Source organism: Flavobacterium restrictum, assembly GCF_007097245.1.
In the GTDB taxonomy this organism is placed as follows: domain Bacteria; phylum Bacteroidota; class Bacteroidia; order Flavobacteriales; family Flavobacteriaceae; genus Flavobacterium; species Flavobacterium restrictum.
Genome location: NZ_VJZT01000002.1, coordinates 41251 through 55194, shown reverse-complemented (window position 1 = coordinate 55194; position 13944 = coordinate 41251). Strand labels below are relative to the sequence as shown.

At 35.7% G+C, this 13944-nt stretch carries 8 protein-coding genes; 7 read left to right on the top strand and 1 reads right to left on the bottom strand.

Annotation, left to right across the window (positions count from 1 at the left end; genetic code table 11):
- The first annotated feature begins 47 nt into the window (after positions 1 to 47).
- The 6 genes from FNW21_RS02380 to FNW21_RS02360 all read left to right on the top strand — a co-directional run bounded on the left by FNW21_RS02380 (position 48) and on the right by FNW21_RS02360 (position 7870).
- Complete coding sequence (locus tag FNW21_RS02380) at positions 48 to 2456, top strand: YfhO family protein (protein WP_144255145.1); 2409 nt, start codon at positions 48 to 50, stop codon at positions 2454 to 2456.
- Positions 2457 to 2490: 34 nt separating this feature from the next.
- Positions 2491 to 2655, top strand: a complete 165-nt coding sequence (locus FNW21_RS16250; RefSeq protein WP_185963870.1) for a hypothetical protein — start codon at positions 2491 to 2493, stop codon at positions 2653 to 2655.
- Positions 2655 to 3992: a glycosyltransferase family 4 protein gene (locus FNW21_RS02375; RefSeq protein WP_235889576.1), complete on the top strand. Its 1338-nt coding sequence runs from the start codon at positions 2655 to 2657 to the stop codon at positions 3990 to 3992. The genes FNW21_RS16250 and FNW21_RS02375 overlap by 1 nt, the downstream gene beginning before the upstream one ends.
- Positions 3993 to 4007: 15 nt before the next feature.
- Positions 4008 to 5474, top strand: coding sequence for an oligosaccharide flippase family protein (locus FNW21_RS02370; protein WP_144255144.1), 1467 nt, complete (start codon positions 4008 to 4010; stop codon positions 5472 to 5474).
- A gap of 153 nt (positions 5475 to 5627) precedes the next feature.
- A complete protein-coding gene (locus FNW21_RS02365) occupies positions 5628 to 7322 on the top strand; it encodes a mechanosensitive ion channel family protein (RefSeq protein WP_235889575.1) in 1695 nt (564 codons plus the stop codon).
- Positions 7323 to 7567: 245 nt separating this feature from the next.
- The gene (locus FNW21_RS02360) at positions 7568 to 7870 is read left to right on the top strand and encodes a hypothetical protein (protein ID WP_144255143.1); all 303 of its coding nucleotides are present in this window, start codon (positions 7568 to 7570) and stop codon (positions 7868 to 7870) included.
- 6 nt (positions 7871 to 7876) lie between these two features.
- Here the strand turns inward: FNW21_RS02360 and uvrA are convergent, their stop codons facing one another.
- A complete protein-coding gene (gene uvrA / locus FNW21_RS02355) occupies positions 7877 to 10672 on the bottom strand; it encodes an excinuclease ABC subunit UvrA (protein WP_144255142.1) in 2796 nt (931 codons plus the stop codon).
- A 206-nt stretch (positions 10673 to 10878) separates the two neighbouring features.
- Here uvrA and FNW21_RS02350 point away from each other — a divergent pair, with 206 nt between their 5' ends.
- The gene (locus tag FNW21_RS02350; protein WP_144255140.1) at positions 10879 to 13680 is read left to right on the top strand and encodes a helix-turn-helix and ligand-binding sensor domain-containing protein; all 2802 of its coding nucleotides are present in this window, start codon (positions 10879 to 10881) and stop codon (positions 13678 to 13680) included.
- Positions 13681 to 13944: the final 264 nt, after the last annotated feature.

Genomic DNA, 13944 nt, shown 5'->3' with positions numbered 1-13944 from the left:
ATTTGCCGTCAATTGCAAATTATTTTTATAATCCAAACCCGATTCCCTTGAAAATACTCCACAAGTTTTACCCGCACGCCCTAGCCATATTGGGTTTTATCCTGATTTCTGTAATTTATTTTTATCCCGTGCTACAAGGCAAGCAAATAGCGCAATCGGATATTGCCCAATATACGGGAATGGCAAAGGAGCAAAATGATTTTAGAGCGACGGATCATGTAGAGCCCTATTGGACTAATTCTGCTTTTGGTGGTATGCCAACTTATCAGTTGGGTGCCAATTATCCGCACGATTACATTGGGAAAATCGACGATATGTTGCGGTTTTTGCCACGCCCTGCGGATTATTTATTCCTTTATTTTCTTGGTTTTTATGGGTTGTTGTTGGTTTTAAAAATAGATCCTCTCAAAGCATTTATTGGAGCTATTGCCTTTGGATTTTCGACCTATTTGATTATTATTTTGGGCGTGGGACACAATGCCAAAGCGCATGCCATAGGCTACATGCCACTTGTTATTGCTGGTTTTGTTATGGTTTTCCAAAAAAAATATACGTGGGGCGGTTTACTCACCATGTTTGCCGTAGCATTAGAACTCAATGCGAACCACTTTCAAATGACCTATTATTTACTGTTGTTATTGCTTATTGTCTCTGGTTATTTTATTTATTTGGGGCTAAAAGCCAAAGAATATAAGTCGTTACTGCTTTCGTTTGGTGTTTTGGCAGTTGCAGGAATCTTGGCAATTGGGGCAAATGCGACTAATTTATTGGCCACATCAGAGTATGCGGGTTTTAGTATTAGAAGCAAAAGTGAACTCACTTTTAATCCTGATGGTTCCAAAAGTACGACCAATAGTGCCATGACCCACGATTATATTACCGAATACAGTTACGGAATAGCCGAAAGTTTTAACTTGATTGCACCACGACTTTTTGGGGGTTCCAATAGTGAAGCCGTTGGAACGGATAGTCATATGTATGAATTCATGATTGGTCAAGGCGTTCCAGAAGCACAAGCGACTGATTTTGTGGGTGCCATGCCCACTTATTGGGGCGATCAACCTATAGTTGCTGCACCAGCATACATAGGAGCGATTGTTTTCTTTTTAGGAATTTTGGCTTTGTTTGCTGATAAACGCAAAATCAAATATGTATTTTTGGCTGGAGCACTAGCTTCGTTGGTGCTTTCTTGGGGAAAAAACTTTGGCGCATTGACCAATTTCTTTATCGATTACGTGCCAATGTACGATAAATTTCGAGCCGTTTCCTCCATACAAGTTATTCTCGAATTGTGTTTGCCAGTTTTGGCCATTATGGGATTGCACGCTTTTTTTACTTTAGAAAAAGAGAAACAATCCAAAGCTTTGCTAGAAACTGTTGTTTTTTGTATGGGTATTTTGTTGATTTTGTTGGGTTGCAAAGGGCTATTTAGTTTTTCAGGCGGTAGCGATAGTTATTTTCTTCAAAGTTACGGGCCTAGTTTTGTGGATGCCCTCAAGGAAGATCGGAAAACATTATTTAATGCGGATTTATTGCGTTCAGGTTTCTTTATACTAGTTGCAGCTGCTACTTTGTGGTTGTTTATCAAAAAACGTTTGGCACAAAACACCACCATTATTTTGGTTGGGATACTTATGATTTTGGATCTGTTCTTTGTAGACAAAAAATACGTTTCTGGGAAAGATTTTAAGGATGCAAGAGCTGTTGAAGTCCCTTTTGAGGCCAAACCTTCGGATCTTGAAATTCTAAAAGACACTTCGATTTACCGCGTTTTTGAAGTGCAAGATTTAATGGGAGCAAGAGCATCCTATTTTCATAAATCAATTGGGGGGTACAGCGCAGTTCGACCTCGCAGAATGCAACAATTAATTGATTACCAAATTGCTAAAAACAATATGGAAATCCTGAACATGCTCAATGTAAAATACGTAATTCAAACCGATAAAGAGAATAAAGAATTTCCTACTTCGAACCCGAATGCCAATGGAAATGCGTGGTTTGTAAAAGAAATGAAGGCAGTAAATACCTCGGATGAGGAAATGAAATCCTTGGATAAATTGGATTCCAAAAACATAGCGATTGTTAATGCCAATGAGTTTGAAGTTAAAAATAAGGCTTTCGCCAAAGACAGTTCGGCGACAATAACGGTAGCTACTTACAAACCCAATTATATAAAATACACCTCCAATAATCAAAATGCTGGTTTGGCAGTTTTCTCCGAGATGTATTATAAAAACGGTTGGATTGCGACTATTGATGGCAAAGAAACTGCTATTTTGAGAGTAGATTATGTTTTGAGAGCGTTGCAAATTCCGGCGGGAAAACATACCGTTGTGTTCAAGTTTGAGCCGCAAGTCATCAAAACGGGAGGATCGATAGCTTTGATAAGCTGTTTTGGAATGCTGTTGCTTGTACTAGGTGGGATTTATGTTGAAAGAAAAAAGCGTTCAAAATAGTTGCTGTTAATTTATTAAATTTGATTAAAAAAAGATGAAAGCAACTACCTTACATCATGAGCATCCTTCTGAAATGGAAATTCGATACATTGAAGAGATTAAAAAAATGACACCCCAACAACGTTTTGAAAAATTGATCGCTATTATTGAGATTTCTTATCTTTTGAAAAAAGCAAAAATCAATAAAGATTGTCATTAATGAAAACAAATACTACTGACAATTCAGGAATGCCCTCTTTGGGGGTTATGGGGACAAAAATCCTTATCATAACCTACTATTGGCCACCTGCAGGCGGTCCGGGGGTACAACGCTGGCTGAAGTTTGTCAAATATTTACCTGATTTTGGTATTCAACCGATTGTTTACATTCCAGAAAATCCAACGTACCCCATTATTGACGAAAAGTTGTTAGAAGAAGTTTCCAATAAGGCAATTATTCTAAAGCATACCATTTTTGAACCCTATCAATTGGCTTCCTTTTTTTCGAAGAATAAAACCAAAAAAATTAGCTCTGGAATTATTCCCAACCAAAAAAAGCAATCCTTATTGGATAAAATTTTTCTTTGGATTCGGGGCAATCTTTTCATTCCAGATGCGCGTGTTTTTTGGGTCAAACCCTCGGTAGCTTTTTTAGAAAAATACATTCAAGAAAACAACATCACAACCATCATCACATCTGGGCCACCGCACAGTTTGCATTTGATTGGTTTTCAATTACAAAAAAAACAAAACGTAAAATGGTTTGCTGATTTTAGAGATCCTTGGACCACGATTGGGTATCATAAATCCTTACGATTATCGGCTTTTGCTGCGCAAAAACATAAAAAATTAGAACACCAAGTTTTGAATGCTGCCGATGCAATTATTGTGACTAGCAAAACCACCAAAACCGAGTTTCATGCACTTACCAGCAAACCAATTGCGGTAATTACAAATGGCTATGACTTTGAAAATGTGGCAAAAGAGGCGTTGGACACGGCTTTTTCTTTGGCGCATATCGGCTCTTTTCTTTCGGAAAGAAATCCAAAAATGCTTTGGGAAGTCCTAGTCGAATTGCTCAACGAAATTCCTGACTTCAAAACACATTTGGAATTAAAATTGATTGGAGCCGTTAGTCAAGAAGTTTTAGAAACCATCCATCAATTTGGATTGCATTCCTATTTGAATAATTTGGGCTACGTTTCGCATCAAGAAGCGATTGTTCAGCAACGAAAATCACAGGTTTTACTGCTCATAGAAATTGATTCTGAAGATACCAAAAGTATTATTCCGGGGAAATTATTTGAATACATGGTTTCCGAAAGGCCTATTATTGCCATTGGTCCTAAAGGATCCGATTTTGCCGAAATCATTACCAACACGAATACAGGTGTATTTTTTGATTATTCCGAGAAAACAAAACTTAAAAGTGTAATTTTGGGCTTTTATAATCAGTTTTTGGAAGGGAAATTGCAATCAAATGCCGTTGGTTTGCAACACTATTCTAGGAAAAATTTGACCAATGAGTTGGCAAAGCTCCTTACTTCTAACGCCTAATCTCCAAATTTATAAATGGGAATCGTATTAAATCAGTCTTTAAAGAACACTATAATCACATACATCGGTTTTGGAATTGGTGGCATCAACACGATTTATTTGTATCCAGTTTTTCTTGGAGCGACATTTTATGGTTTGACAAATTACATTACTTCTTGCGCCAATGTAATCATGCCTTTGTTTGCCATTGGGATGCAAAATACCTTGGTTAGGTACTATTCGCAATACAAAACCGAAGACGAGAAATCTAAATTTTTATCCTTTACGGTGCTATTTCCTTTTCTATTAATAATTCCATTGCTTATTCTTGGACTTTTATTTTATGATGAGATTTTGTTTTTTTTATCCAAAAAAAATGCCATCGTCAAAAACTACATTTGGCTGATTCCTTTTATAGGATTGTGTATGGCTTATTTTGAGATTTTTTATGCTTGGTTGCGCGTACACATGCACTCTGTTTTTGGGAATTTTATCAAGGAAGTTGGTTTGCGATTGTTTTCACTGATTTTGTTGATTGGAGTTTACTACAAGTGGCTTTCGGTCGAAGGCTTTGTGTATGCTACCGCGGTCTTGTATTTTTTGGCTTTTTTGGTGACTATGTTTTATGCTTTTAGCATTCAGAAACCTAGTTTTCAGTTTTCGATACCGGAGAATACAAAGGAAATTTTGATCTATACTTTTTATATCATTCTGTCAGGAAGCGTTGCGAATTTACTTTTGGATGGCGACAAAATGATTCTCAATCAATACATGCACATTGAAAACATCGCTTTTTATTCGGTGGCAACGTATATTGCATTGGTGATTTCGGTGCCAAGTCGTGCCATGCACCAAATTGTGTATCCTATTACGGCTAAATTAATGCACGAAAACAAGCACGATGAACTTAATAATTTGTATAAGAAAACATCTATCAATCTACAGGTTGTGGGCGGTTTGGTCATGTTGGGAATTTTTGTCAATATCAATCAGTTGTACGAAATGGTGCCAAAAGAGTATAGCGGTGGTATTTTGGTCGTTTTTATGATTGGACTTTCTAAATATTTCGATTTGATTTTAGGTAACAATAACGCCATCATTTTTAATACTAAATATTACAGAACAGTATTGTTTTTGGGCGTTGGATTAGTCGTTTTAACAATTGTGTTGAACATGATTTTTATCCCAATTTATGGAATTATGGGATCCGCATTTGCTACATTATTATCCATCACAATCTACAGTTTGGCCAAATTATTGTTTGTCGTAAAACGCATGGATTTGTATCCTTTTACCAATCAAACCTTGTATTCTATTGCAATTACTATGGTTTTATTTCTGTTGTTTTACTTTTGGCAATTTCCTTTTCATCCCATAATTGCTATTGCATTAAAATCAATTTTGATAACAATAGTGTATGTTTATCTCAATTATAAATTTGTGATTTCTACCGAAATTAATGCCGCTATAGATCTGGTTTTCAAAAAGTTTAAAATCAAATAATTTTTTTTTTTGGAAGGAATAAAAACAATTCAGGACAAAAATACTCCGTTTTGTTTTTTATATTTGTTACTTACGAACGTTTAAATGCGGGTTTAAAAGCGTTTTGAGTTCTATAAACTGCACGTGTAAGTACCAATTTCTAATCCTTTGAAAATGAAAATAAGTAATTTTTTCTGTAGTATTGTTTTTTTAATTTGGGGAACAGGAATGGTGTTTTCTCAAGTAAAAATAACCAAAAGCACTGTTGGCAATACCGTCAATCGCGCATTGCCCCAAACGGATTCTATTACCAAAACTACCCCAGCCATTACTGGTTTTCCAGTTGTTCTTTCTAAAGATACGTTGCTTTTTATGTATCAAAAAATAGGTTCGTTTACGGCTCAAAATAGAGCCAAAGCCATTTCAGAACGCATTACGCAGTTGTACGAAGATCCGTTTTTTGAACCCGATTCGTTGCAAATTTCAACAAGTGATTTGAGTCTGGATTTGGTTTATAAAAGGGATTTCATTATCCTTTCCGTAACGGATTTTGATGCCAAAAGCGTGGGGTTAGACCGTTCCGTTTTGATGAACAAAAATCGCTCGATTATTACCAAAGCTATCCTTTTTCAAAAAGCAAATAATACGACTTTTAACTTCTTGAAACGCATTGCATTAGAACTCTTGTTTTTAGGACTTATTGGATTGGTTTTGTATTTTATAAATGTACTCTTTCGGCGTTTAAAGTATTTTTTGATTCGCAATGACGAAAAGCATTTTAAAGGGGTAAAACTCAATAATTTCAATTTGTTGTCCACAAGTCAACAATTACAATTGGTTTTGAAAACAATAGACCTGTTGCGAATTGCGGTTTTAATTTTGACAGTTTACCTGTCATTGCCGTTACTTTTTAGTGTTTTTCCGGCTACAGAGGAATATACAACGACGCTTTTGAATTGGATTTTGAAACCAGCCAAGACAGCCTTAATGGGATTTGTCGCATTCTTGCCTAATTTATTTTCAATTTTGGTAATTGTTTTTCTCTTTAAATATGCTTTAAAAATCATCAAGTATTTTGTTGATGAAATTCAAAAAGAAAACATCAACATCGATGGATTTTATAGCGATTGGGCAAAACCAACGTTCCATATCGTTAAGGTTTTGATGTATGCGTTCATGTTAGTTATTATTTTTCCGTATTTACCGGGGTCTGATTCGCCCATTTTCAAAGGAGTTACGGTATTTGTTGGGGTTTTATTCTCGATAGGATCCTCGAATGCCATTGCCAACATGGTTGCAGGTTTGGTCATTACATACATGCGACCGTTTAAAATTGGAGATTTTATAAAAATTGGCGATGTAAGCGGTGAAGTTATTGAGAAAACGGCATTGGTCACCCGAATTAGAACCCCAAAAAAAGAAGATATTACGATCCCAAATGCGACAGTTTTATCAAGTTCCTCTATTAATTTTTCGGCGAATACCAAAGCCAATACCCATGGATTAGTGATTCATACCACCGTAACTATTGGTTACGATGTGCCCTGGAAAAGCATTCATCAAGCTCTTATTAATGCCGCATTACGAACCGATTTATTAGAAAAAGAACCGCAGCCTTTTGTGTTGCAAACGAGTTTAGATGATTTTTATGTTTCGTATGAAATCAATGCTTACACAAAAGCTGCCACCCAACAACCTTTGATATATTCTCATTTGCATCAAAATATTCAGGATTGTTTTAATGAAGAGGGCATTGAAATTATGTCGCCACATTACAAAGCACTTCGAGATGGTAACAAAACTACCATTCCCGAAAATTATTTGAGCACCGATGTTCAAACTCCTGTTTTTGTTGTGAAAAATAAATAGCAAATAATGCCGCTTTTACAAGCAATTTGATCTGTTTTACTAATGATTTCTTAACTTTTGAGATACAATAAAAGCTATTGCATGGGTTATTTTTGTTGCCAAATAAAACACAAAATAGCCTTTAAATCTTTTTTGAAAAATCACTAATTTCCGGTATTGACAAGAGTGGATAAACGGCTTATTTTTGTACTGTTACTTATGGAAGAACTATTTTTTAAAGGCTATTCATTTAAAAAGAGAAAAAGATGGGAACACTATTTATGTCAGATATAAACACACAAAAATTTTCAGCTATTTTAAGCAATAGATTGGACAAAGGATTCAAAATAGTGGAGCAAAATGACAAGTTACCTTTTATAGTTTTGCAACGCGAAGGCAAAAAAATAGATCATTATTCTCATTTTTTGATGAGTTGTGCTACTTTAGGAATTTGGTCTTTGGCTTGGATTTATTTAAGCCAAGTTTCGACCAAAACCAAAAAAATATTAGTTGCAATCGATGAGGACGGTGTTCCTTTTGAAGAAGATTGTTATATGGAAAAAGTCTAGCGTTTGTTATAATTTTTCCTTTAAATAGGGTGCTGTTACTGATTTTTTGTTTTTTACAATTTCTTCTGGAGTTCCTACGGCGAGAACTAATCCTCCATTTTCGCCACCTTCTGGGCCTAAATCAATTACCCAATCAGCACATTTTATCAAATCTAGATTGTGCTCAATTACTAGAATAGAATGCCCTTTTTCAATCAAGGCATCAAAGGAAGCTAGTAATTTCTTGATGTCATGAAAGTGTAATCCTGTTGTAGGTTCATCAAACACAAACAATGCTTTTTCTTTGGTCACTCCTTTTACTAGAAACGATGCCAGTTTTATCCGTTGTGCCTCTCCACCAGATAAAGTAGAGGAGGATTGCCCCAATTGTACATATCCCAATCCTACATCCTGAAGTGGTTGTAGTTTTTGGGTGATTTTAGTTTGTTTGTTTTTGGCAAAAAAAGCAATAGCATCATCAATAGTGAGGGTGAGTATATCATGTATGTTTTTGCCATCAAAAGTAATTTCTAGCACTTCTTTCTTGAAACGTTGTCCATTACAGGTTTCACAGGGCAATTGAACATCGGCCATGAAAACCATTTCAACATTGATAGACCCTTCGCCTTTGCAGGTTTCGCAGCGTCCGCCATCGACATTAAACGAGAAATGTTTGGCTTGGTAGCCTCTTATTTTGGATAGTTTTTCTTTGGCATACAATTCTCGGATATCGTCATAAGCTTTGATGTACGTTACTGGATTGGAACGAGAACTCCGTCCAATTGGGTTTTGATCAACATATTCAATGTGTTTTATTTGCGAAAAAGAACCCGTCATTTCGCTAAACTGACCTGCTTTTTCACCCGCATTATCGAGTTTTTTTTGCATAGCTGGAAACAAAATTTTCTTGACCAAAGTACTTTTTCCACTTCCAGAAACGCCCGTAATTACGGTTAAAACATCCAGCGGAAACGTGACGTCAATGTTTTGTAAATTGTTTTCTCTTGCCCCTTTTATTTCAATATAATTCTTGAAAGTGCGTCTTTTTTTAGGAACAGCAATTTCTAAATCTCCGTTGAGGTATTTAGCGGTAAGCGAAGTCGATTGTAGAATTTCGGCGTAGGTGCCTTGTGCTACTAAATTTCCGCCCAAAGTGCCTGCTTCGGGTCCAATATCAATGATCATATCAGCAGCTTTCATGATGTCCTCATCGTGCTCGACTACAATAACGGTATTGCCCAAATCCCGCAGGGAGAGCAATACTTTGATCAAGCGCTCGGTGTCTTTGGGGTGTAAACCAATGCTAGGTTCATCCAGAATATACATCGACCCAACAAGGCTACTTCCTAGCGAAGTGGCAAGATTAATACGCTGTGATTCGCCACCAGAAAGTGTTGCCGAATTTCTATTTAAGGTCAGATAATCCAAGCCTACTTCGGTCAAAAAGGACAGCCGATTGTTAATTTCGAGTAACAATCGTTTGGCAATTTGTTTTTCGTACACATCCAAAGTGCTGTTTTTGAAAAAAGTAACCAAATGTTTAATAGGCAAATCTACTAAATCCGAAACTGTTTTGCCATTTATTTTTACATAAGAAGCCTCTATGCGCAAGCGTTTTCCTTTGCAGGAATAGCACTTGGTTTTGCCTCGGTAGCGAGAGAGCATGACACGGTTTTGGATTTTATAATTTTTTTCTTCTAATTCTTTAAAAAAAGCATTCAGCCCTTGAAAGTATTTGTTTCCAGTCCAAAGCAGTTCTTTTTGGGCATCGGTAAGTTGGAAATAGGGTTTGTGAATGGGAAAATCGAATTTGTAGGCACTATTGACTAATTCGTCTCGAAACCAACTCATACTATCACCACGCCACGGAAAAATAGCATTCTCGAAAATGGATAAAGTGGTATTGGGAACTACCAACTCCGCATCGATTCCTATGATGTTGCCGTAGCCTTCGCACACCGGACACGCCCCATACGGATTGTTGAAACTAAATAAATGAACGTTAGGTTCCAGAAAAGAAATACCGTCCAATTCAAAATTATTCGAATAGGAATATTTTTTATCCGAGTTTAATTCCTGCAAGAAACAAATTCCTTTTCCTTCAAAAAAAGCGGTTTGCACAGCATCGGCCAAACGATTAAAAAATTCTTCTTCCTCTTTTACAACAATTCGGTCTATAATCAAAAGCAGGTCTTTATGATCTAAATCATGCTGGTCAGCGCCTGTTAAATCATCGAGCCGAACCATTTCGTTGTTGATTAAAACCCTAGCAAATCCTTGTTGTAATAGTACTTTTAGTTTGTCCTCGAGTGCGCGACCCTCTTCGAGATGAATAGGAGCGAGGAGCAACCATTTGCTGTCAAGTGCCAAACTTTTTACATCAGTAACCACATCGGTAACGGTATTTTTTTTGACTTCCTGACCTGAAACAGGCGAATAGGTTCGACCAATTCTAGCAAATAATAACTTGATGTAATCGTAAATTTCTGTTGAGGTTCCTACTGTAGAACGGGCATTGGTGGTGTTTACCTTTTGTTCAATAGCAATTGCGGGAGCAATTCCTTTGATGTATTCTACCTTTGGTTTGTCTAACCGCCCCAAAAATTGTCTTGCATACGAGGACAAACTCTCTACGTAGCGTCGCTGCCCTTCGGCATATAAGGTGTCGAATGCCAAACTGGATTTTCCAGAACCCGAGAGACCTGTAATGACCACTAATTTATTGCGAGGAATAACAACGTCCACATTTTTTAGGTTGTGTACTTGTGCTCCTTTTATAATTATATTGTGTTTGGGATCTATTGTAGAAAGGTCAATTGACATACAAAAAGGTATTTTCTACAAAAGTAATCAATTTCTAGATGAGAAAAGACCTTGAACAAGTCACAAATTTTGGTTTTAAAAACCAAAGGGAATTAAATTTTACTAAATTGTAATTTTTTAAGAATGTATCTCTTAATTGTGTAAAATTTTTTAAAAAAAAGCTATTTTTAATTTAGTTTTACACCAAATTCAATCTTCAACTACAAATGAAAAATAAACTATATGGGATACTCTTTTTGTTGAGTTCCGTTGTTTTTTCTCAAGAATTGCCTCCTATTGTAAAATATGCACCCAACGTATATGGAGCTGGAAATCAAAATTGGATGATTTCGCAAGACAAGAATCGTTTTATTTATTTTGCTAATAACGAAGGACTTTTGGAGTTTAACGGAACCAGTTGGGAGTTGTACCCATCGCCAAACGAAACAATTATTCGTTCGGTAAAAGTAATTGGAGCCAAGATTTATACGGGTTGTTATATGGAATTTGGTTTTTGGTCGCGTCAAAATGATGGTAAACTAAAATACACTTCCTTGAGCAAAACGCTCAAAAAAAGTATTTTAGATGATGAGGAATTTTGGAATATTTGGAATTATGAACAATGGGTCGTTTTTCAGTCTTTGGATAAAATATATATTTATGATTCTAAAAGCGGGCATTTTAACATCATTGCACCCCAACATGAAATAACCAAATCCTATCGCACGAGTTCCGCTATTTATTATCAAACGGTTAACGAAGGATTATTTGAAATTGAGAGTGGCAAGGGACATTTAGTCTCTAATAATCCTGTTTTGATACAAAATCGCATTATCAATGTTTTTGCCAGTAATGAAGGGCTTTTGATTCAAACACAATGGAATGGTTTTTATAAACTAGTAGGCAACATCTTGACAAAATTCAGTACCGATGTGGATACTCAATTAGCTTCAAGTAGTATTTATAATAGTAAATTATTGTCGGATGGTAGCTTTGCTATTGGTACGGTATCCAAGGGAATTTTTATAATTACACCCGATGGAAAGTTGAAATACCACATTTCGCAAAGCAATGGTTTGAGTAATAATACCGCCTTATCCTTGTATGAGGATGGTGATAAAAACCTTTGGATTGGGTTGGATAATGGTATTAATTGTATCAATTTGAAATCGCCTGTTCAAAGTTTTACGGATGATACCGGTATTTTAGGAACAGTATATGCGTCTAAATTGTTCAATGGCAACTTGTATGTGGGTACAAATCAAGGATTGTTTTATAAAAAGTACCAAAGCAATCAAGAATTTCAATTTATTGCGGGGACAAAAGGGCAAGTTTGGTCCTTGTTCGAGTACCAAGGAACGCTTTTTTGTGGACATGATTCAGGGACTTTTACCGTAAATGAAGGCGTTGCTACGACTATTTTTTCGATGGCTGGAACTTGGAAATTTGGAATCATTCCTGGCTATCCTAATTTTTTGATACAAGGGAATTATTACGGAATTTCGGTTTTGCAAAAAGTAAATAACCAATGGGTGTACAGGAATAAAATAGCTGGTTTTGATTATTCGTCACGGTATTTTGAGGTTACGCAATCACTCGATGTTTATGTGAGCCATGAATACAAAGGTGTTTTTAGATTGCATTTAGATCCAGATTTGCTTAAAACTACCCCGTTTTTTACCTACACATCGCCTACAAAAGGGAAAAGTGCTAGTTTAATTACCTTTAATAATGTTATTTATTATGCGTACAAAGAAGGGATTTTTAAACTAAATCCAAAAACAAAGCAGTTCGAAAAAGACCGTTTGTTAAGTGCCGTTTTCGAAAAAGACGAATATACTTCTGGTAAATTAATTGTGGATAATACCAATAAAATATGGTTGTTGTCCAAGAATTACATTCATTATTTTTCGTTGAGTAAATTGAGTAATCAACTCAAGGAAAATGTGATTCCTATTCCTGCTTCTTTGACAAACTCGATGTTGGGCTATGAGAATATTACTCAAATTTCGAATACTATTTATTTGATAGGAACTACGGATGGGTATTATATGTTGAATATAAATGACTTGAGTTTCAAAAATTATACGGTATCCATTTCGAATATTGCCGTAAATAAACTGAACGAAAGTTTCAAGAATTGCGCTATTAACGAGGCAGGAAGTTTTGATTATGACGTGAATAATGTCACGTTGAGTTTTACGGTGCCTGAATTCAATAAATACATCAATGCCGAATACCAGTATGCGTTAATTGGTTTTCAAGACGAATGGAGTAAATGGAGCGCACGACCAACTGTCAACTTCAAAAATTTACCGCCTGGCGACTATGTGTTTAAAGTGAGAGCTAAATTTTTGAATTCGGTACTAGAAAACACTGCTGTTTATGCTTTTACCGTCGAGAAACCTTGGTATAATTCTAATCTAGCGATGTTTTTTTACTTCATTTTGTTAGTCTTGCTCGCTCGATTTATTCATAAAACCTATAAAGCGTACTACTTGAAACAAAAAGAAAAACTAATTGAGGAAAATAGTATCCTGCTAGAAATCAAAGAACTGGAAAATCAACAGCAATTAATGCGTATCAGGAATGAAGAATTATCGCATGATGTAGATTTGAAAAATAAAGAGTTGGCGGCTTCAACAATGAGTTTGAATAGCAAAAACGAGTTGTTGGCTTTTATAAAAGAAGATTTGAAAAAGAATGCCGAAAACGGTGGAATTAGTATCAAATCAGTAATTAGTACGATTAATAAAAACATAACCGAAGAGGATTCTTGGAAAGTTTTCAAAGAAGCATTTGATAATGCCGATAAAGATTTCCTAAAAAGAGTCAAAATAGCGCATCCTTCCTTGACGCCAAATGATTTGAGACTTTGTGCCTACTTGCGTTTGAATCTTTCTTCCAAAGAAGTGGCACCGCTCCTTAATATATCCGTTCGTAGTGTGGAGATAAAACGATACCGTTTGCGTAAAAAAATGGATTTAACCCACGAACAAGGACTTGTAGAGTATATAATGGCTGTATAGGTTCTCATAAAAACAATTTTTTTAACTATACATTACCACAACAATAGCGATATTGTTGTGGTTTTTTTTTATTTTTTGGTGAAACGCAATTTGGATTTTCGCAATAATACTGTTGTTTTTTATTGGATTATTAAAAAAAAGTTAATTTTTTTTTCGTTGTATGTTTTTTGTTGTGGTTCATTTTTATCTATTACGATGTAGTAATGTTATTTTTATATTCTAGAATTTTAAACCAAATGACTAACCCAAAACCACAACCCATTA